Annotated in this window: 20 protein-coding genes; 12 read left to right on the forward strand and 8 right to left on the reverse strand. The window is 60.5% G+C overall.

Annotation, left to right across the window (positions count from 1 at the left end):
* Positions 1-4 precede the first annotated feature (4 nt).
* The 4 genes from LC094_RS03355 to LC094_RS03370 form a co-directional block, all read right to left on the reverse strand.
* Positions 5-1,279: a cytosine deaminase gene (locus LC094_RS03355; protein ID WP_226550268.1), complete on the reverse strand. Its 1,275-nt coding sequence runs from the start codon at positions 1,277-1,279 to the stop codon at positions 5-7.
* An 8-nt stretch (positions 1,280-1,287) separates the two neighbouring features.
* Positions 1,288-2,142, reverse strand: a complete 855-nt coding sequence (locus LC094_RS03360; RefSeq protein ID WP_226550270.1) for an ABC transporter permease — start codon at positions 2,140-2,142, stop codon at positions 1,288-1,290.
* Positions 2,139-2,945: an ABC transporter ATP-binding protein gene (locus LC094_RS03365; RefSeq protein WP_226550271.1), complete on the reverse strand. Its 807-nt coding sequence runs from the start codon at positions 2,943-2,945 to the stop codon at positions 2,139-2,141. Before LC094_RS03365 ends, LC094_RS03360 begins: the two co-directional genes overlap by 4 nt.
* Positions 2,946-3,025: 80 nt before the next feature.
* On the reverse strand, positions 3,026-4,033 hold the full coding sequence (locus LC094_RS03370) for an ABC transporter substrate-binding protein (protein WP_226550273.1): 1,008 nt from the start codon (positions 4,031-4,033) through the stop codon (positions 3,026-3,028).
* Positions 4,034-4,295: 262 nt separating this feature from the next.
* Here LC094_RS03370 and LC094_RS03375 point away from each other — a divergent pair, with 262 nt between their 5' ends.
* Positions 4,296-4,691, forward strand: a complete 396-nt coding sequence (locus LC094_RS03375; protein WP_226550275.1) for a RidA family protein — start codon at positions 4,296-4,298, stop codon at positions 4,689-4,691.
* Between the two features lie 44 nt (positions 4,692-4,735).
* Here the strand turns inward: LC094_RS03375 and LC094_RS03380 are convergent, their stop codons facing one another.
* The 3 genes from LC094_RS03380 to LC094_RS03390 form a co-directional block, all read right to left on the reverse strand.
* A complete protein-coding gene (locus LC094_RS03380) occupies positions 4,736-5,671 on the reverse strand; it encodes a PHP domain-containing protein (protein ID WP_226550276.1) in 936 nt (311 codons plus the stop codon).
* 222 nt (positions 5,672-5,893) lie between these two features.
* Positions 5,894-6,535: a ParA family protein gene (locus tag LC094_RS03385; protein WP_319003270.1), complete on the reverse strand. Its 642-nt coding sequence runs from the start codon at positions 6,533-6,535 to the stop codon at positions 5,894-5,896.
* A gap of 3 nt (positions 6,536-6,538) precedes the next feature.
* Positions 6,539-6,703, reverse strand: a complete 165-nt coding sequence (locus LC094_RS03390) for a hypothetical protein (RefSeq protein ID WP_167600219.1) — start codon at positions 6,701-6,703, stop codon at positions 6,539-6,541.
* 391 nt (positions 6,704-7,094) lie between these two features.
* On the opposite strand from LC094_RS03390, the gene LC094_RS03395 reads away from it, so the two are divergent.
* Positions 7,095-8,048 (forward strand): 2-hydroxyacid dehydrogenase, encoded by a 954-nt coding sequence (locus tag LC094_RS03395; RefSeq protein ID WP_226550277.1) that lies wholly within the window; start codon positions 7,095-7,097, stop codon positions 8,046-8,048.
* Positions 8,049-8,195: 147 nt separating this feature from the next.
* Positions 8,196-8,468 carry a hypothetical protein gene (locus LC094_RS03400; RefSeq protein ID WP_226550278.1) on the forward strand — a complete coding sequence of 91 codons (273 nt, stop codon included), beginning with the start codon at positions 8,196-8,198 and terminating at the stop codon, positions 8,466-8,468.
* Between the two features lie 87 nt (positions 8,469-8,555).
* Here the strand turns inward: LC094_RS03400 and LC094_RS03405 are convergent, their stop codons facing one another.
* Positions 8,556-9,227 (reverse strand): L,D-transpeptidase, encoded by a 672-nt coding sequence (locus LC094_RS03405; RefSeq protein WP_226550279.1) that lies wholly within the window; start codon positions 9,225-9,227, stop codon positions 8,556-8,558.
* A 705-nt stretch (positions 9,228-9,932) separates the two neighbouring features.
* Here LC094_RS03405 and LC094_RS03410 point away from each other — a divergent pair.
* The 9 genes from LC094_RS03410 to LC094_RS03450 all read left to right on the forward strand — a co-directional run bounded on the left by LC094_RS03410 (position 9,933) and on the right by LC094_RS03450 (position 18,501).
* Entirely contained in the window at positions 9,933-10,625 is a 693-nt protein-coding gene (locus LC094_RS03410) for a TetR/AcrR family transcriptional regulator (protein WP_226550281.1), read from the forward strand.
* Positions 10,618-11,580, forward strand: coding sequence for an HlyD family secretion protein (locus tag LC094_RS03415; protein WP_226550283.1), 963 nt, complete (start codon positions 10,618-10,620; stop codon positions 11,578-11,580). Before LC094_RS03410 ends, LC094_RS03415 begins: the two co-directional genes overlap by 8 nt.
* A gap of 3 nt (positions 11,581-11,583) precedes the next feature.
* Positions 11,584-12,525: an ABC transporter ATP-binding protein gene (locus LC094_RS03420; RefSeq protein ID WP_226550284.1), complete on the forward strand. Its 942-nt coding sequence runs from the start codon at positions 11,584-11,586 to the stop codon at positions 12,523-12,525.
* Positions 12,522-13,658 (forward strand): ABC transporter permease, encoded by a 1,137-nt coding sequence (locus LC094_RS03425; protein ID WP_226550285.1) that lies wholly within the window; start codon positions 12,522-12,524, stop codon positions 13,656-13,658. The genes LC094_RS03420 and LC094_RS03425 overlap by 4 nt, the downstream gene beginning before the upstream one ends.
* Before the next feature lie 199 nt (positions 13,659-13,857).
* Positions 13,858-15,111 (forward strand): imelysin family protein, encoded by a 1,254-nt coding sequence (locus LC094_RS03430; protein ID WP_226550286.1) that lies wholly within the window; start codon positions 13,858-13,860, stop codon positions 15,109-15,111.
* 60 nt (positions 15,112-15,171) lie between these two features.
* Complete coding sequence (locus LC094_RS03435) at positions 15,172-15,408, forward strand: (2Fe-2S)-binding protein (RefSeq protein ID WP_226550287.1); 237 nt, start codon at positions 15,172-15,174, stop codon at positions 15,406-15,408.
* Positions 15,409-15,412: 4 nt separating this feature from the next.
* Positions 15,413-15,898 (forward strand): bacterioferritin, encoded by a 486-nt coding sequence (gene bfr, locus LC094_RS03440; protein ID WP_226550288.1) that lies wholly within the window; start codon positions 15,413-15,415, stop codon positions 15,896-15,898.
* 28 nt (positions 15,899-15,926) lie between these two features.
* The gene (locus LC094_RS03445) at positions 15,927-17,444 is read left to right on the forward strand and encodes a di-heme oxidoreductase family protein (protein WP_226550355.1); all 1,518 of its coding nucleotides are present in this window, start codon (positions 15,927-15,929) and stop codon (positions 17,442-17,444) included.
* A 22-nt stretch (positions 17,445-17,466) separates the two neighbouring features.
* Positions 17,467-18,501, forward strand: coding sequence for an imelysin family protein (locus LC094_RS03450; protein ID WP_226550290.1), 1,035 nt, complete (start codon positions 17,467-17,469; stop codon positions 18,499-18,501).
* Positions 18,502-18,518 lie beyond the last annotated feature (17 nt).

Here is an 18,518-nt window from a genome sequence, read left to right on the forward strand (position 1 = left end):
GATATTAGCTCACGATCTCATCAAGTTCAGAGTAAGACGGCAGGGTACGGTCGATGGGATCACCGTCGCGCAAAACCACCCTGTCGGATTGCGGTCGGGCGAACAGCTCGGTCCAGCCGCGTGCGTTGCAAATGACCAGATCGGCAGGGGCGCCCACCGTCAGGCTTGGGGTGTCAAAGCCACAGGCCGCCGCCGGATTGGTCAGAAAGGCGTTCACCCAGGGCACATCCGTGTGGTCGAGGTGGCAAATCCGCGTCGCCTCGCGCATCACTTCGATCATGTCCAGATCGCCATAGGCGTAGAACGGATCGCGGGTGTTGTCGGAGGCGAAAGAGACATTGACCCCCGCTGCGTTCAGCTCATGCGCCATGGTGACACCGCGCCAACGCGGCGTGCGGCCTTTGTAGCGGTCTTGCAGATACATGTTGCACATCGGCAGGGAGACGACGTTGAGACCGGCCTTGGCGACGAGCGCGATGATTTCGTCTGCGGTTTCTTCCGGCATCACCGAAATGGAACAGCAATGGCCCACCGTGACGCGGTTTTTAAAGTCCAGCTCGATCACCGTCTCCGCAATGGTGCGCAGCGTGTCGGAGGTGGGATCGTCGGTCTCGTCCACATGGAAATCGACGTCAAGATCATACATCACCGCGAAGTGGAAGAAGTCCAACAGCCGCTCTTTCAGATCCGGCACCGGGTAGGTGACAGAGCCTAAGATTTGCCCGGCCTCAGATACGATTTTCGCAATCGCCGGGAAGTCGCCCTGATCCTTGAAAATCTTGTCGACGGCCACCAAACAGGACGCCTGTAGCTCGATCTTTCCGGCCCATTTGTCTTGCATCCGTTTGACCACGCCAAAGGACGAAGACGCCAGCGCGTCCAGGCTGTCGATATGGGTGCGGATTGCCTTGGTGCCATGGGCATAGGCGCATCTGAGCGCGAAATCCATCCGCGCCTCGACATCCGCCGCCGTCCAATTGGCGTGGTCCGCATGGACGGTCTCCAGTGCCCCCATGAAGGAGCCATCAGGGTTCGAGGCGCGCGGCCAGATGTGACCCTTGTCGAGATGCGTGTGCATATCGACGAAGGCCGGAAAGACCATAGCGCCTTTCATATCGATCACGGTTTCGACCGGTTGCCCAGCGTCCGTTTGCGTGATCTTTCCATTTGTGATCGTGAGATCGGTGGTGATGAGGTCCCCGGATTGGCCGATGAGGCTGGCCGGGACCGTGACATTTCGAAGTGTCTTCGCGCCGCTGGGCAGAACGCAAAAGCTCATATAAGTCCTTATGACTCCCGTTTGATCGCACTTTCGTGCCATTTGTGCAGCAATGCATGAGAGAGCAGGGATGCTGCGGTGAAGATCACGACACCTGTCGCCGCGATCAGAAGAAGGGCCGCGAACATGCGCGGAATGTTGAGGCGATACCCGGCCTCAAGGATGCGGAACGCAAGCCCCGATCCGATGCCGCCGGTGCCCGCGACATATTCGGCCACCACGGCCCCGATCAGGGACAGGCCACCGGCGATGCGAAGCCCGCCCAGAAAGTAGGGCAGAGCGGTCGGCAGTTGCAAATAGCGCAGCCGCTGCCAGCGCGTCGCACCGTAGATTTTGTAAAGATCGCGCAGGTTGTGGTCGGTCGAATTGAGGCCGAGTGTCGTGTTCGACAGGATCGGGAAAAACGCCACGATCCAGGCACACAAGAGCAGCCCCGCGATCCGACTGTCGACATAGATGAAAATCAGAGGTGCGATCGAGACCACCGGCGTCACCTGCAAGATGACGGCGAAGGGGTAGAACGACATCTCGAAATAGCGCGACTGGGTGAAGAGGATCGCGAGACCCACGCCACCGATCACCGCGACGGCCAAAGCCGCGAGGGTGATTTTGAGTGTCACAATCAGCGCATCCGACAACATGCCCCAATCCTGGATCAGCGTCTCAAGCACCAATCCCGGCCCCGGCAGGATGTAATGCGGAATGTCGTTCCACACCACCATGCGGTCCCAGAGGAAAACCGCCAGCGCAATCACCACCACGGGGAGGACCCATTTGGCGATCTTTTCGCGCTTTTCTGCACGGGCGTAGCGCAGCTCTTCTTCGTCGACGATGGATGCGGTGTTCATGTCTGTCGTGCTCATGCAGAGGCCCTCGCGCCATGTTCATTCATTGCGCCATGCAGCGCCTCAGAAGCCTTGCGGCACAGTTCCGCGTAGTCTGCAGAGGTGCGGAATTCCTCGGTGCGCGGGTAGGGCGCGTCCACCGTGACTTCGGACGACACCCGGCCCGGACGTGCCGCCATGACGACGATGCGGTCCGACAGGAACACGCTCTCAAACACCGAATGGGTGACGAAAATCACCGTGCATTTCAACTTATCGCGCAGCTCCAACAGATCGTTGTTCAGCTTGTGCCGGGTGATCTCGTCCAAGGCCGCGAAGGGTTCGTCCATCAGGATCAGCCGCGGCTCGGTCACCAGCGAGCGCGCGATGGAGACGCGCATTTTCATGCCGCCCGAAAGCTCGCGCGGGTAGCTCTTTTGGAACTTCTCCAAGCCCACCATCTTGAGTGCCCACATGATCTCGTCTTGGACATCCGCGATGGATTTGCCGCGCAGTCGGAAGGGCAGCCAGACGTTCTGTTCGACCGTGGCCCAAGGCATCAGGGTCGGTTCCTGAAACACCACGCCCAGATCGCCGGTCTTCTGCCCGCCTTCCCAGTTGATATGCCCGGAGGTCGGTCGCATCAGCCCGGAAATCAGCCGCAAAGCCGTGGATTTGCCACAGCCCGACGGTCCTAAAAGCGAAATGAAATCGCCTTGGTTCACGGTCAGGTTCATATCCTTGAGCGCCACGACATTGCCGCCGAAGACCTTGTCCACATTGGACATCTCCAACAGTTTGTCGCGCTGGCCCATGGGGGGAATGGAAGAAGGGAGGGTCATGTGCGTCTTTCGAAATCAAAGGAGGCGAGGGCGGTAAAAAAAACGGGGGCCGCCCTCGCTATGTCTTTGGGAAATGGACCTTATTTCAGGTCCATGCCGACCTTCTGGTTGGTGAAGTCCAACGTATAGGCCGCGGAGTAATCCAGACCGGCCTCAATGACGCCCGCGTCGACCATCTTGTCGTAGAAATCCGCAATCTTCTCGTCGGTCATCGCCCCGATGCCCAGCTCAAGCGCGTCGCCGCTGTCGACGATGCCTTCGGATTTCATCTTCTCGATGGCGAAATCGATCTTGTCCTGGGTCATGTCCGGGTTGTCGGCCATGATCATCCCATTGGCGGCGGAGTTGTCGTTATAGAGGTAGTTGTACCAGCCGATCGCCGAGCCATCGACGAAACATTTCACCGCCTCGGGGCTCTCGTCGATGGTCTTTTGCATCGTCTCGATGGTGGTCGCATAGGTCGAATAACCGGCGTCCGCGATGAGGAAGACGTCGGGGGTAAAGCCGCCCTCTTTCTCGATCACATAGGGCTCCGACGACAGGAAACCCTGCATGGATTTCGTCTCATCGGCGAGGAAGGGCGCCGGGTTGAAGGTGTAGGGCTCACGCTGTTCGACCGTGAAGCCGTAAGCGGCGACCATCCACTGATAGAAGGAGGCAAAACCGTTGTCGCCGATCAAAAGCGTGGTTTTTTTCAGATCTTCGAACGTCTCGGCCACACCCGGATGCGCGATGATCACCTGCGGGTGTTTCTGGAAGGTGGCGGCCACGGCCACGACCGGAATGCCCTCTTTGGCGGCATTGAAGGCCTGCAACAGATCGCCGCCCATGTGGAACTGAATGCGATCCGCCATCATCAGCGCGCGGTTGTTCACCTGCGGGCCGCCGGGCTGAATGGTGACGTCGAGGCCGCAGTCCGCATAGGTGCCGTCGGCCACGGCTTGGTAATAGCCGCCGTGCTCGGCCTGCGCCAACCAGTTGGTGCCGAAGGCGACCGGGGTGAGGTCTTGAGCCATGGCTCCGGTGAGCGCAGTGGTGGACGTGGTCGCGGCAAGGGTCAGCCCCGCGAGGACGCGTTTCATGGTCATGTAAATTCTCCGTGGGTGAAATTCCGACCCCCACGTTAGTGAGCCTCATGGAGAGAGAGCAGCAGGCGCGGGGCGGGTTCTTGTGCACAATCTGCAAATGCCGAAATAGAGGGCGAAATTCTGGCCGATTGGTCAAATATCAGGCATTGGGTGGGAAAATCGGATGCGGAATTGTACACAATGGCGGCGCTCAAGGCCCAGGACTGGCATCACAAAACGGCCATTTGGCGAATCTGACAGAGACTCATCCCCGGAGCATTCCATGCACAAAGCCCTGACCCCATCCTCCATCGCCGCGCCCTTTGGCGCCTATTCGCATGGCATCGCCTCCGCCCCCGCAGGGCAGGTCATCGTGACGTCAGGTCAACTTGGTCTGGCCCCCGACGGCACCTGTCCCGAAGGCGTCAAAGCCCAAGCAGAACAGTGTTTCGCCAATATCGACGCGATTTTGCAGGAGGCGGGCGTGACCCGTGACACGGTGGTGCGCGTGAGCGGCTTTGTCACCGCGCGTGAGGATTTTCCGACCTATATGGCGGTGCGCGATTCCTGGCTTGCCGATGTGGCGGTGAAACCCGCCTCGACGCTTTTGATCGTCACAGGCTTCACCCGCGAGGAGTTTAAGGTCGAGGTCGAGGTGACGGCGGTGGTACCTGCTTAAATTGCAGCCACGGCGCGTGCCTGTTTTTTCGGCTTTCGCGCGGCTCAGCCCTTAAAATCCGGGTTTGGCATCGGGTTCGACCAAGCCCGCTTGCCCGCTCGGTCCATCACAGTGACCCGAATCCAAGGGCTTTTGTGAAACCGCATCAAAGGCACCTCGGCGCGGGTCAGGCTTTCGCCATGCACTGCCATTGCTGCCGAGCCGTGGCCCTGGACGATGACGGTCGCCACCGCGCTACAGTCCACGGTAACGGCTTTCTCCGTCACCTCGATCTGGCGCAGTTCCGGGCCTTGGCTGCTATAAAACTCGCCGCGTTTGAGCGCCGCTAACAGGGCCTCGGGCGTGAGTGCCGCCGCTTTGACCATGACCCAGCCGCCGAAATGATCCGGCTCGGTGAAATGCGCGTCATCCGTGGCGATCACCGTCAGATCGCGGCCCTCGGAAAGCAGAAGATCGGCATAAAACGCCCCATCCGCCCGGTCGCACCCCATAGCGCAGCCGTGGTTGTAAATCTCGACCGCATGGGCCGCCTCGATCGAGCGCGCGTCGGAAAGGCTCATCCCCGACCATTGCGGATGCGCGACGGCGACGAAAGCGCCCGCATCGCGTGCCCGCTGCGCCAACTCCGGTCCGCTTTCCTGACCCTCCACAGGGACAAAGGCCGGGGAGTTCGAGCGGGCGAACTCCAAGGGCAGCCCGACCGCAAGAATGTGCCACAACTCGCCATTCTCCATCGCGCCAGAATGTAACTCGGCGCCGAAGAGCGTCGTAAAACCCTCGTTGCGAAAAGCACTCGTGTCCACCAGAGGATAGTCATAGAGGCCGACGAAATGATCGGTCAGGGCAATGAAATCATAGCCTTCCGCCTTATAGCGGCGGCAGACCTCGGCAGGGTCCAGCGCGCCGTCCGAGCGGTTCGAATGGGTGTGCAGATTGCCGCGATAGAAACGGCCGGGGGCGGTGAAGGCGGATGGGATCATGGCAGGCTCCATTGGTCATACGCGGGTTAAAAGCGTTTTTCGTTTAATCTGAATCAGATTGAGCGAAAAACGTTGCGACACTGAATTGATCTTGCTGCGTTTTTCAAAAATTGAGTGCCTCAAGTTTTTTTAAAACGCTTTAGAAGCCGCGCGTGACATCACCGTGACAGAGTAGCAAAACCCCGTCGCGGGTCATGGAGCCAGAAGCCGAAAATGTTAGGATCAGAGTTTCACGCCCATGCGTTTGAGCACGGGGGCCCATTGCTCTTTCATCGGTGCGTATTTCGCCTGAGACTGGTCGAAAATCGACAGCCCTTCGCGCGCCAGATCGACATAGGCGGCACGTTCGGAAATCATCGTGACGATCTCCTGCCCGTTGGCCTCGAGAAACTCTTTCAACAACCGCCCATCCTTGCGCCGCGGGTCGATGCGCGAGCCGATGGGGAGGATGTCGACCTTCTCCTTGCGGATGCGTTTCAGATCACGCAGCGTTTTCAGAAACCCTTTGACCGCCAGCTCGTCGAACATCGAGGGCATAACGGGCGTGACCATGAAATCCGCCTCTTTCAGAAAGGGCTTGGCGTCTTCGGCCTCAAGCCCCGCACCGCTGTCGATCACCAGCCATTCGGTCTTTTTCGGCACCGACGGGCGGGCGCCGTTTGATCCCGGCCCGGACCAGTCGAGCACCGGTATATGCGCCGCATAGGCCGAACGCCGCTTGCCCCACATCCGGGCGGATTGCTGCGGATCGGCATCGGCCAGCGCGACCTTGCGCCCGGCGGCTTTCAGTGCGGCCGCGAGCGTGATCGCTGTCATCGTCTTGCCGGAGCCACCTTTGCTGTTGGCGACGAGAAGCGTCTTCACGGGTCACGATCCTTTCTTGGAATTCTTCTTGAGGAATTTGCGGATATGGTCGCGCAATTCGCGCGAGGCGGAGGTGTCCATATCCTCGCAAAGCGCCACGAACTCATCCCGGTCCGCCTTTGGCAGGCGGATGATCAGGGTGCTGTCTTTCTTGGTCTTGGGCGCCATGGTGTCATCCTGTTTTGCCTATACGCTGTATATACGCGCCAAAGCGAGGGTCAAGAGAGGCTCAGCGGTTTTTGCGCGTTTTTTTCGGCCTTTTTCGACGCTTACAGTAGGGCGACCACGATACGGCGTAAGCGAAAAAATCAATAAGACTTTGGTCGCGGATCAAACCCCATTTGAGCGTACCACCTCGTCATAGATTTTCTCAAGGTCTGTGTGTCTCGGGCCATCTTTATGGACCAAAACACGTCACGCCTTTGTCGATGAGGCCTTAATTGCGCCGGTTCTGTTTGCAGAAAAAACATACCCTTGGGCGAGAATGCCTGTTTCCGCAGGGTGGCGAAACGGGTTAGGACGAAAGCACCCAGTTGTCCCGCATTCAGAAAGGCCGACCATGACCCAAGCCGCCATCCTCGTCTCCGCCCCCTATTTTACCGCAGACGAACTTGCCCGGATCGAGGATGTGGGGGAGTTGGTCTATGCGGGCACTCCCGAGGAGCGCGCCGCTTTGTCGGAGGAGGCGCGGATGGGCGTGCGCGCCATCGCGAACAAGGGGCACAAACCCCTCGACGGGGCGCAGATGGATCTGTTTCCGAACCTCGAAATCATCGCGCAGTTTGGCGTCGGCTATGATGCCATCGACGTGGCGGCGGCCACTGCGCGGGGCATTCGGGTGACCAACACGCCGGATGTCTTGAACGAAGATGTGGCCGATCTGGCGCTGGCGATGATGCTGGCCTGGTCGCGCGAGATCGTGCGCGGCGACGGTTGGGTGCGGGACGGCACCTGGAGCAAGGGCAAGGAATTGCCGCGCAATCGCAAAATGTCCGGCGCACCAGTGGGGATTGCGGGCATGGGGCGGATCGGACGCGCCATCGCGGACCGTTGCGCGGGTTTTGGCATGCCGGTGCATTACACCTCGCGCAGCGCAAAGGACACGCCGGAGGGCTGGACCTATCATGGCGAAGACGTCGTGGCGCTGGCTGAGGCGGTCGAGTGGATGGTCGTGGCGGTGGTTGGTGGGGAAAACACCAAAGGCTATCTCTCGCGTGAGGCGATCCGGGCACTCGGTCCCCGAGGTGTGGTGATCAACATCGCGCGCGGCACCTGTGTCGATGAAGATGCGCTGATCGAGGCCTTGGAGGCGGGCGACATTGCGGGGGCGGGGCTTGATGTTTTTTACAATGAGCCTCATGTGAACCCGCGTCTGATCGCGCTTCCGAATGTGCTTTTGCAACCGCATCAGGCCTCTTCCACCGTGGAAACCCGCCGGGATATGTCGATGCTGCAATGTGCCAATCTGACCGCCTATTTCGCGGGCGCGCCCCTGCCGACCCCGGTGAATTGAGGCGCGCGGGTATGGCGGCGGTCATGGCAAAAGACCCACACCTGTACAAAGTTGTGCGATTTTTGAACGAAAACCTGTTTCACGGCGTTTCACAAAGGGCTTTAAGGGGCTCATACGTATGAGAAGACTGCGAAAGGACGAAGGTCGATGAAATATCTGCTCTTGGTGGGGGGGCTTTTGGCCTTGGCGGGGTGTGAGGCTCCTTTGACATCCGAAGGCTATCTTCAGGAGTTGCCTGAAGGTCTGTCAGATGTGGCTGCGCCGAACCAGAATTTGGCGGCCGTACAGATCAGCCCGGAAGACGGCTGTTACTGGTATCGTCACGACGGCCCGGTCGAGACGACCTTGTTGCCGCTGCGTGCGAAAAACGGTCGCCCGATCTGCACTTCTGCGCCGGCGACGCTTGAAACCGCGATGTGATCCTCTTCACATGAAGACATGAAAAAGGCAGGCTTAAGTGCCTGCCTTTTTGTTTTCGGTATTACCTGTGGTGTTTGGCCGGGGCGCTTAGCTGGTCGCGGTGACGTAATGCTCTGCCGGGTAGAGATGCGCGGTTACGCCGGTGTTTGCCCGGTCATAAAGATCAATGACATGCGCCATCACCATGCGCACACAGCCGGAGCTGGCGCGGGTGCCGATGGACCGCGGGTAGGGCGTGCCGTGGATGCGCAGATAGGTGTCGCGATTGCCGACATAGAGATAGAGCGCGCGAGACCCCAAGGCGTTGCGCGGGCCCGGGTCCATGCCGTCGGCAAATTGCGCGTAGGTTTCCGGCTCACGTTTGATCATCGCGGGGGTCGGCGTCCAGCTCGGCCATTTCGCCTTGCGGCGGATCGTGTAGGTGCCGGGCGTGTAAAGCCCGTCCCGCCCGATCGCCACGCCGTAGCGCATCGCGGTGCCGCCGTCTTCGACGAGGTAGAGGTAGCGCGCAACGGCATCGACATGGATGTCGCCCGTCCGCAGACCGTCTTTCGCCTCGACGCGACGCGGCAGGAACCGGCTGTGCAGACCCCAGGGGTTCGTGGTCTCGAGGTTGAAATCCGCAGGCGTCACCTGCGCATCCCAGCGGTCCCAATCGCTTTTGGTGGCGGCCATGGCGGGCGTGGCAGCCACCGTTCCAAGTGCCGTGGCGCCAAACAGCGCGGTGGAGGTTTGGATGAAATGGCGACGGGTTAACATGACGAATTCCTTTACGACTGAGCAGAGCGTAGTGATGGATGAGGTGGCAGCCTCGAATTTCACCTTCCTAGGTCAAACACATAAAAACGCAAGCTGTTCCGGCAGAGGAGTCACTTTTACGTGTGAGTTTTCAGGATGTTTTCGAAATGCGTGACCGATTTGAGGCAAAATATCGGCTTGGCGCAGGCCTGTGGGGCAGGCGAATTTGCTGAGTTTACGGGCGATAGGGATCGCTCAATTGGTTTAGCGATTAAAGAAAATTCCATTATCTGACTTTGGTCAGGTATGTTTTCTGACCAAGGTCAGGGGTCTCAAAATGACCCCCGTTCGCATCGCTTGGTTCGGGTCCGGGCCTTTTTCCAGTTCGTCAAATTCCTCATTAATGCGGTATTTGTCGAGGCCGCCCGATTGCTCCCGTTCCAAAATCTCCGCAGCCTATTCGGGACGCCTTTGGGTGAGCTGACGATAGCGCTGCGCGCCGTCAGTCTCGCGATATACGCGGACGGCGGCGTGATGCGGTCGTCGTGCACCGCTATGATTTTCTTGCCTGTTTAATTGGCGCGAAATGTCTCAGGGGATGGGCATCTTTGGGGCGTTGCGCAGGAGACTTGCGTTTGGGGTCTAGGGTTCGGACTTTACTTCTATGCTGAATTTAACTAAATGACTGGTCAGTTAGTTAAAGCCGCGACGACTCGGGAGGTCCGGATGTCCGAAGACACAACGCCAGAGGCGGCCCCAAAATTTCGCCGCCGCAAAGAGGCGCGCCCGGATGAAATCCTCGACGCCGCCTTGGATCTCTTTGTGGAGAAGGGGTTCGACCGCACAAGGGTCGAGGAGATCGCCACGCGGGCGGGGGTCTCGAAAGGCGCGGTCTATCTCTATTTTTCCTCGAAAGACGCGGTGATCGAGGCGCTGGTGGACCGGGCTGTCGGCGTGATCGTGGGCGAGGTGGTCGACCAGATCGGCGGCTTTAAAGGCGATCCGCGCGAGATTCTGCGCCAGATCGCGCCTTTGTTCATGGCGCGCATGTCTGACCCGCGCGTTCTGGCCGTGCCGAAGCTGGTGATCCGCGAGGCGCCGACGCATCCAAAACTTGCCACGATGTATCGCGAGCGCGTCATCGGCCGCGCCTTGCCTGCTCTGGTTGCGCTGTTTCGGCAGGGCATGGAGGGCGGCTATATCCGCGAGGTTGATCCCGACATGGCCGTGCGCTGTGTGCTTGGACCATTTCTCATGCATGTGCTTTTGGCGGATGTGTTCGACATCTGGCCCGACAGTGACCGGCCCAAAGACCTGCGCATTCCCGATCTCATCGACACCCATCTGACCCTGCTCTTTGCGGGCCTCGAGCCTCTCTCAACCGATCCTCATACCGAAAAGGAGCCGCAAAATGGCTGATCTTCCAAGCTGGCTGGCCTCTGTCATCGCGGCGATCTATCCGGGTTTCCTCGACACGCCGCCCTATGTCTACGACGGCTATATCGAGGGCGATTTCACCTATGCGGCGCCGGCCTCGGGCGGGCGGATCGACACTATCGCGGTCTCTGAGGGCGATCAGGTCGCCAAAGGCGCGCTGATTTTTGCTTTGGATGACGATCAACCCCGCGCAGCACTCCGTTCTGCCGAGGCGCAACTGGCGCAGGCCGAGGCGCAGTTTGAGAACCTCTCGACCGGCTCGCGGCAGGCGGAAACGGATGTGATCCGCGCCTCGCTCAATCAAGCCCGCGTGGCGCTCGATATTGCACAGACGCGGCTGACACGCTCGGAAACGCTTTTGGCGCGCGGGGCCACGACACAGGCCACGGTGGACGATCAACAGGCCGCCGTGGATGAGGCGCAGGCCTCCGTGACGCGGCTTGAGGCCGAATTGAAAGTGGCCGAGTTGCCCGCCCGCGATGCCGAACGGCTGGCGGCCGAAGCGGCGGTGGAGGCGGCCCGCGCGCAGGTCGATCTGGCGCGCTCCGATCTGGACGACCGCAAGGTCTACGCGCCGGTCACGGGACAGGTGGAAAAGGTGTTCTTCGAGGCGGGCGAAGTGGCCGCCAGCGGCGTGCCCGTGGTGTCGCTCTTGCCGCCGGGCCAGATGACCGCGCTGTTCTTCGTGCCCGAATATGAGCGCGCCGATCTGAGCCCCGGCGATGTGGTGGCGTTGTCTTGCGAGGGCTGTGCGCCGGGGCTGAGCGCCAAGATCACGCGGCTGGCCTCTGACCCGCAATACACGCCGCCGATCCTCTACACCAAGGCCGAACGCGGACGGCTCGTCTACCGCATCGAGGCCGAGGTGATCGACCCGCAGGGGGTGTTGCCGGGACAGCCGATCACGGTCGATGCTTCCGCCGCAGTGAAGGAGTGAGCCATGGACGATGTGGCTATCTCGGTCACGGGTCTGACCAAGGTCTTTGGCGACCGCAAAGTCGTGGATGACTTCGATATGGAGGTCAAAAAAGGTGCGATTTACGGCTTTCTCGGGCCGAACGGGTCGGGCAAAACCACGACGATCCGCATGATGTGCGGGCTTTTGACGCCGGATGGCGGCGCGGGGCAGTGCCTTGGTCTCGACATTCTCAAAGAGAGCCGCGAGATCAAGAAACGCGTCGGCTACATGACGCAGAAGTTTTCGCTCTACGAAGACCTCACTATTGCCGAAAACCTCGATTTCGTCGCGCGGATGTTCGGGATGCCGGGGCGGCGGAAACTGGTCGAAGAGGCGGTGCGTGATCTCGGGCTTGAGGGCCGCGCGGGGCAATTGGCGGGCACGCTTTCGGGGGGCTGGAAACAACGCTTGGCGCTGGCCGCCTGTACGATCCACAATCCCGATCTCTTGCTTTTGGACGAGCCGACCGCCGGGGTTGACCCCAAGGCGCGGCGGGATTTTTGGGACGAAATCAGACGTTTGGCGGCCAAAGGTGTGACGGTTCTGGTGTCCACACATTATATGGACGAGGCGGTGCAATGCGATCACATCGCCTATATCGCCTATGGCAAAAAGCTGATCGATGGCGCCGCAGAAGACATCCCGACGACCATCGGGCTGTCGACCTATGTGGTCAAAGGTCCCGATCTGAGTGCCTTGGAAGAGCGGTTGAAACAGGAGGACGGCGCCGGGCAGGTGATCCGTTTCGGCGCGGAGCTGCATGTGTCGGGGACGGACAAGGCGGCGCTGGATGCTTTGGCGGCGCGCGAGGCGGGTGGGGACTACGATTGGCAGGCGAAAAAGGCGGGTCTTGAAGAGGCGTTTATCTATCTCATGGCGGGCGCGAAGGACAATTTCGGCGCGGCCCAGGAGGAGGTCCAATGAACCGTCTGTTTTCATGGACCCGATTTCTCGGCGTGCTGATCAAGGAATTCATCCAGATGAAGCGCGACCGCGTGACCTTTGCGATGATGATCGGCATGCCGGTGATGCAGCTTTTGCTCTTTGGCTATGCCATCGACACCGATCCGCACAACCTGCCGACGTTGATCGAGGTGGCGGATGAGAGCCCCGTGGTGCGCAGCCTGACGGCGGCGATGGACACCTCGGATTACTTTGATTTCATTGGCATTGTGACCTCTGAGTTAGAGAGCGCCGAGGCGTTGAAAGACGGCACGGCGACGGTGATCCTGACCGTGCCGCCGGGCTTCGAACGCGACATGATCCGGGGGCTGAGCCCGGAAATTTTGCTGACCGTCGATGCCTCCGATCCGGTGGCGGCGGGCGGTGCGATTGGCGCGATGAACGGCGTGGTCGAGACGGCGATGAAACAGAGCCTCTCGGGGCCTTTGTCCTTCGCAGCAGGCTCCGAGCCGCCGTTCGAGCTTGTGGTGCACCGGGCGTTCAATCCGTCGGAGGAAACCTCGATCAACATCGTGCCGGGGCTTTTGGCGGTGATCCTGTCGATGACGATGATCCTGATCACGGCGGTGGCCATCGTGCGCGAGACGGAAAAAGGCACGATGGAAAGCCTGATCGCCACGCCTGTGACCGCCGCCGAGGTGATGCTGGGCAAGATTTTGCCCTATGTTTTCGTAGGATACGTGCAAACCTTCGTGTTTCTGATCGCCGCGCGGGTGCTGTTCAATGTGCCGTTCTCGGGTTCGTTTCTGGCGTTTTTTCTGGGCTTTAACCTCTATATCATCGTCAATCTCGCCATCGGATTTCTGGTCTCGACCGTGGCCCGGACCCAGATGCAGGCGATGCAGCTGTCATTTTTCACCATCCTGCCGACGGTTCTTTTGTCCGGCTTCATGTTCCCGTTTTCCGCCATGCCCGGCTGGGCGCAGAGCCTCGGCACGGCGATTCCCGCAACGCATTTCCTGCGCCTCGTGCGCAAGGTGATGCTCAAGGGCGGGGGGCTGCCGGAGGTGGCCGGCAATATGATGGCGATTGTCGTGATCCTTGTGGTGGTCGTGGCGATTGCTTTGCGACGCTATCGTCAAACGCTTGACTGAAAAGCGAAAACGAGAGGGTCATGCGGTTTTCGCAGGCCCTCTGACGCCTCTGTCATATTCCTATTAAAACAATCAGGATTGACATATCTGACCAAAGAAGTCAGTTAATCCCTTATATAGTGTCAGGCGTGTCACCGCGCGCAGATTGGAAGGCCCCGCCGTTAGGACCAAGGTGGGGGAGACAGAGGGACAAGACCACATGAAACGTATGATGACGGCCATGATCGCAGCCACACTTCCGGCCGCCGCTTTTGCGGGCGAAGCCGAAGTGGTGAGCACCTACGCCGATATGGCCCACGCCGTCTATGGCGACAGCCTGATCAAGGCGCAGGAATTGGACGCCGCCATCGCGGATTTCGTCGCGTCCCCCTCCGACGTGACGCTGGCTGCTGCCAAAGCCGCGTGGATCGAGGCCCGCGTGCCCTATCAGCAATCCGAGGTCTTCCGCTTCGGCAACCCGATTGTCGATGACTGGGAAGGCAAGGTGAACGCTTGGCCGCTTGATGAGGGGCTGATCGACTATGTGGATGGCTCTTACGGTGGTGCGACCGACGAGAACCCGCTGGCGGCCCTGAACGTCATCGCCACGCCGTCTTTCGAGCTGTCGGGCGAAACCGTGGACGCCTCCGCGATCACGCCCGAGTTTCTCGCCGAGACGCTGCACGAGGCCGATGAGGTCGAGGCCAATGTGGCGACCGGCTATCACGCCATCGAATTCCTGCTCTGGGGGCAGGACCTGAACGGCACCGATCACGGCGCGGGCGCACGTCCTTACACCGATTACCTGACCGGCGACAACTGCACCGGCGGCAATTGTGACCGCCGCGCCGAATACCTCGTCTCCGCGACCAAACTTTTGGTTTCCGATCTGGAATATATGGAAGCACAATGGGCCGAAGGCGGCGACGCGCGCGCAGCTGTCGTGAGCGATCCGGCGGCGGGCATCACCGCGATGCTCACCGGTATGGGCTCGCTGTCTTACGGCGAACAGGCGGGCGAGCGCATGAAGCTTGGCGTCATGCTGAACGACCCCGAAGAAGAGCACGATTGCTTCTCCGACAACACCCACAACTCGCACTTCTATGACGGCATGGGCATTCACAACGTCTATTTCGGCAAATACATGCGCGTCGATGGCACGCAGGTGAAAGGCGAGAGCCTCGCCAGCCTTTTGGCCGAGAAAGACGCTGGCCTCGCGAACGATCTGGGCCACGCGCTGAACCACACGATGGTTGAGTTGGGCCAGATCAAGGCGGCAGCAGAAGCCGGGTTCTCCTACGACCAGATGCTGGCACGCGGCAATGAAGCGGGCGAAGAGCTGATCATGTCCGCCGTGGACGCGCTTGTTGCCCAGACCCGCGAGATCGAGCGCGCCGTGACTGTGCTCTCGGCCACCGAGATCGAGGTCGAAGGCTCTGACAGCCTCGACAACCCGGACGCTGTTTTCCAGTAAATACGAGAGAGGTGGCCCTTGCGAAGGGCCGCCTTTTCCACTCCAACGAGAGCCGAGATCATGATCGTCTGTTCCTGCAATGCCATCACCGACCGCGACATCCATGCCGCCATCGACTGGATGCGGGCCTCGGACCCTGAGACGATCATCACCCCGGGCAAAGTCTACCGCGCTTTGGGGAAAACCCCCGATTGCGGCGGCTGCATGTCGCTTTTCCTTTCCTCTATGCGTCAGAATGATAACCTCAAGGTGCCTGCCGAATTGCGCGGGCTGAAAGACCACCGCAAGAGAGGATAATTCCATGAAAGGCGACGCCAAGGTCATTGAGTACCTGAACGCAGCACTCCGGTCCGAACTGACAGCCGTTTCTCAATATTGGCTGCACTACCGACTTCAGGCCGATTGGGGTCTGGCGAAGATGGCCAAGAAATCGCGCGAGGAAAGCATCGAAGAGATGAACCACGCCGACAAGCTGATCGACCGGATCATCTTTCTCGAAGGCCACCCGAATTTGCAAAAGCTCGACCCCCTGCGGATCGGCGAAACCCCGAAAGAAACGCTCGAGGCGGATCTCGCTGGCGAGCATGACGCGCTGACACTCTACAATGAGGCGCGCAGCTATTGTGAATCTGTCGGCGACCATGTGTCGAAATCGCTGTTCGAAGAGTTGATCGCCGACGAGGAAGGCCATGTTGATTTTCTCGAAACCCAGCTCGACCTCTACGCCCGTCTTGGCGAGCAAGGCTATGCGCTGCTCAATGCAGCTTCGATGGACGAAGCCGAGTAAGGCCTCTTTGCTTTTGGCCCTGTCCCTTATGGGGCAGGGTGCCTTTGGCGACCAACTCCCGATAACTGACCTGCATCTGTCCACCGTGCCTCGCACGGAGGCCGAGCGCGCGCGGATTGCCGCCGTCATCGCACCCGCAACGGATTTTACCAAAGCCGAAGCCTTCGAGGCCAACCAAGGCGGCGCGGGCACTGTTGCCGATCCGGGCGATGACACGGCCTTCACCTTGCCGCCCGCGACGCTGCCCTTTGAGAAGAAACTGGATTTCGAACTGGGCAATGCGCTCTTTGCCAAGCTCTGGGTCTCCTCGCCGTCCTCCACCAAGGCCTCCGACGGCTTGGGGCCGCTTTATAATGCGCGCTCCTGCCAGCGTTGCCACGTCAACGACGGGCGCGGCCATCCGCCCGAGCACGCAGAGGACGACCGCACCTCGATGTTCCTGCGCCTCTCCGTGCCAGCAGGTGACGCGCCTCTGAGCGCGCTTGAGGCCTATCTGGCGCAACTCGACGGAGGCAAGGCCACGCCACGCACGCGTCCCGTGCCGGGCTATGGCGGCCAGTTACAAGACCTGGCGCTGGTCGGTTTCGCCCCCGAAGGCCGGATGGAGATTGCCTATCAGGACATCCCCGTCACACTCGCGGGCGGTGAGGTCGTCACCCTGCGTCAGCCGACCTATAGCATCAGCAATCCGGGCTACGGGCCTCTGCCCGACGACCTGCAAACTTCCCCCCGGATCGCCAACCCGATGATCGGGCTGGGGCTTTTGGAGGCGATTCCCTCCGCAGACATTCTCGCACTGGCCGACCCCGAGGATCGTGACGGTGACGGCATCTCCGGGCGGCCCAACCTGGTCTGGTCACGGCATTTTGATGCCCCCATGTTGGGGCGGTTTGGCTGGAAAGCCGGTGAGCCGACGGTCGAGGAACAATCCGCTGCGGCCTTTCACGGCGACATCGGCATTTCCTCTCCGCTCTTTCCTGCGCCTGCGGGCGATTGCACGGCGGAACAGGTGGACTGCCTCGCGGCTCCCCATGGCGCAGGTGACGCGCGCGGCGATGAGATCGACCAGACCGGCATGGATTTGGTGACGTTTTACGCGAGAAACCTCGCGGTGCCCATGCGTCGCGACGTGGATGATCCCGAGGTCCTGCGCGGCAAAGAGATGTTTTCCGAGGCCGGATGCGCCGCCTGCCATACCCCGAAACACGTCACCGCCCGGCTCACCGAGGGGGAGGACGCCCCGCGCTCGTTCCAGCTGATTTGGCCCTACACCGACCTGTTGCTGCACGATATGGGCGAGGGGCTGGCCGATCATCGCCCGGAACATCGCGCCACCGGCCGGGAGTGGCGCACGGCGCCTTTGTGGGGGATCGGTTTGACGGCGCGCGTTTCAGGGCCTACGAGCTATCTTCATGACGGACGTGCGCGCACGCTCTTGGAAGCGGTGCTTTGGCATGGCGGCGAGGCCCAAGGGGCCCGCGACGCCGTGGTGGAGATGCCGCCCGAAGATCGCGCCGCGCTCATTCGTTTTCTCGAAAGCCTCTAGGAGGCCCACCACAGGAGTTCACATGCGTCATCTCTCCGCCTTTTGCGTCTCGCTTGGTCTCTCGCTTGCCCTGTCTGTTCCGCTCGCGCCCGCGATGGCCGCGCCTTTGGACGAGGCGCTGAGCCGCGCGGTGAACCAGCACACCATTCCAGCGGTTGATCGTTTCGATGTCGCGACGGCATTTCTGGCGGATGTGACGGAGGCCAATTGCCTGCCGGGCAATGTGAAACCCGCCTATGACGTGGCTTTTGATGCTTGGATGGGCCTGCAACATCTGCACATGGGGCCAATTGAGAAAAACGGCCGCATCCTCGCCATCGCCTTTTGGCCCGACAAAAAGGGCATGATCCCGCGCACGCTCTCGGGCTATATCGCGGATCAGGACCCGGTGGTCGAGACGCCCGAGGCCTTCGCCGACGCCTCCATCGCCGTGCGCGGTCTCTTTGCGCTGGAATATATGCTCTTTGACGATCAGTTCGACGGTTATGCCGAGGACAGCTATTCCTGCCACCTCGTCCAAGCCATCACCCACGACTTGCACCGCATGGCCGCAGAGATCAAAGCCGAATGGAACGCGCCCGATGGGTTCGCCCAGACGCTCTTGATGGCCGGGGAGGCGCCTCAGCCGCTCTATCTGTCGCAAGAGGAAAGCGTTCAGGCGCTTTACACTATGTTGATGGCGTCTTTGGAAAACACCAAGGATCAGCGCATCGGGCGGCCCATCGGCACTTTTGACAAACCGCGTCCCGAACGCGCCGAGGCGCGCCGTTCTGGCCGCTCCGAGCGCAATGTGATCCTGCAACTCGAAGCCGCCCGCGATCTGGCGCGCAATCTGGCGCCGGGCGAGATGCCGCTTTCGGAGGAGGCTTTCGCGAAAACCATCGCTCTCACGGAGGCGCTGAATGATCCGTCTTTCGCGGGTGCGGGCGATCCGATGGGGCGGTTGAAGATCGAGATCATCGGCCAGAATATCACCGGACTCATGGGCAATCTCGCCAATGAGGTCGGCGCCCCCCTGGGGGTCTCCGCCGGGTTCAATTCCTCTGATGGCGACTAAGGGCGGCGATTGAACAT

This window comes from Celeribacter naphthalenivorans (assembly GCF_020524585.1).
In the GTDB taxonomy this organism is placed as follows: domain Bacteria; phylum Pseudomonadota; class Alphaproteobacteria; order Rhodobacterales; family Rhodobacteraceae; genus Celeribacter; species Celeribacter naphthalenivorans.

Bases quoted from the DNA above. Each gene is read 5' to 3' on its own strand.
- LC094_RS03425 (WP_226550285.1), top strand. From the start codon at position 12,522: ATGAACCGTCTGTTTTCATGGACCCGATTTCTCGGCGTGCTGATCAAG.
- LC094_RS03435 (WP_226550287.1), top strand. From the start codon at position 15,172: ATGATCGTCTGTTCCTGCAATGCCATCACCGACCGCGACATCCATGCC.
- LC094_RS03360 (WP_226550270.1), bottom strand. From the start codon at position 2,142: ATGAGCACGACAGACATGAACACCGCATCCATCGTCGACGAAGAAGAG.
- LC094_RS03380 (WP_226550276.1), bottom strand. From the start codon at position 5,671: ATGATCCCATCCGCCTTCACCGCCCCCGGCCGTTTCTATCGCGGCAAT.
- LC094_RS03375 (WP_226550275.1), top strand. From the start codon at position 4,296: ATGCACAAAGCCCTGACCCCATCCTCCATCGCCGCGCCCTTTGGCGCC.
- bfr (WP_226550288.1), top strand. From the start codon at position 15,413: ATGAAAGGCGACGCCAAGGTCATTGAGTACCTGAACGCAGCACTCCGG.
- LC094_RS03390 (WP_167600219.1), bottom strand. From the start codon at position 6,703: ATGGCGCCCAAGACCAAGAAAGACAGCACCCTGATCATCCGCCTGCCA.
- LC094_RS03410 (WP_226550281.1), top strand. From the start codon at position 9,933: ATGTCCGAAGACACAACGCCAGAGGCGGCCCCAAAATTTCGCCGCCGC.
- LC094_RS03370 (WP_226550273.1), bottom strand. From the start codon at position 4,033: ATGACCATGAAACGCGTCCTCGCGGGGCTGACCCTTGCCGCGACCACG.
- LC094_RS03400 (WP_226550278.1), top strand. From the start codon at position 8,196: ATGAAATATCTGCTCTTGGTGGGGGGGCTTTTGGCCTTGGCGGGGTGT.
- LC094_RS03415 (WP_226550283.1), top strand. From the start codon at position 10,618: ATGGCTGATCTTCCAAGCTGGCTGGCCTCTGTCATCGCGGCGATCTAT.
- LC094_RS03355 (WP_226550268.1), bottom strand. From the start codon at position 1,279: ATGAGCTTTTGCGTTCTGCCCAGCGGCGCGAAGACACTTCGAAATGTC.
- LC094_RS03395 (WP_226550277.1), top strand. From the start codon at position 7,095: ATGACCCAAGCCGCCATCCTCGTCTCCGCCCCCTATTTTACCGCAGAC.
- LC094_RS03430 (WP_226550286.1), top strand. From the start codon at position 13,858: ATGAAACGTATGATGACGGCCATGATCGCAGCCACACTTCCGGCCGCC.
- LC094_RS03420 (WP_226550284.1), top strand. From the start codon at position 11,584: ATGGACGATGTGGCTATCTCGGTCACGGGTCTGACCAAGGTCTTTGGC.
- LC094_RS03365 (WP_226550271.1), bottom strand. From the start codon at position 2,945: ATGACCCTCCCTTCTTCCATTCCCCCCATGGGCCAGCGCGACAAACTG.
- LC094_RS03450 (WP_226550290.1), top strand. From the start codon at position 17,467: ATGCGTCATCTCTCCGCCTTTTGCGTCTCGCTTGGTCTCTCGCTTGCC.
- LC094_RS03405 (WP_226550279.1), bottom strand. From the start codon at position 9,227: ATGTTAACCCGTCGCCATTTCATCCAAACCTCCACCGCGCTGTTTGGC.
- LC094_RS03445 (WP_226550355.1), top strand. From the start codon at position 15,927: ATGGGGCAGGGTGCCTTTGGCGACCAACTCCCGATAACTGACCTGCAT.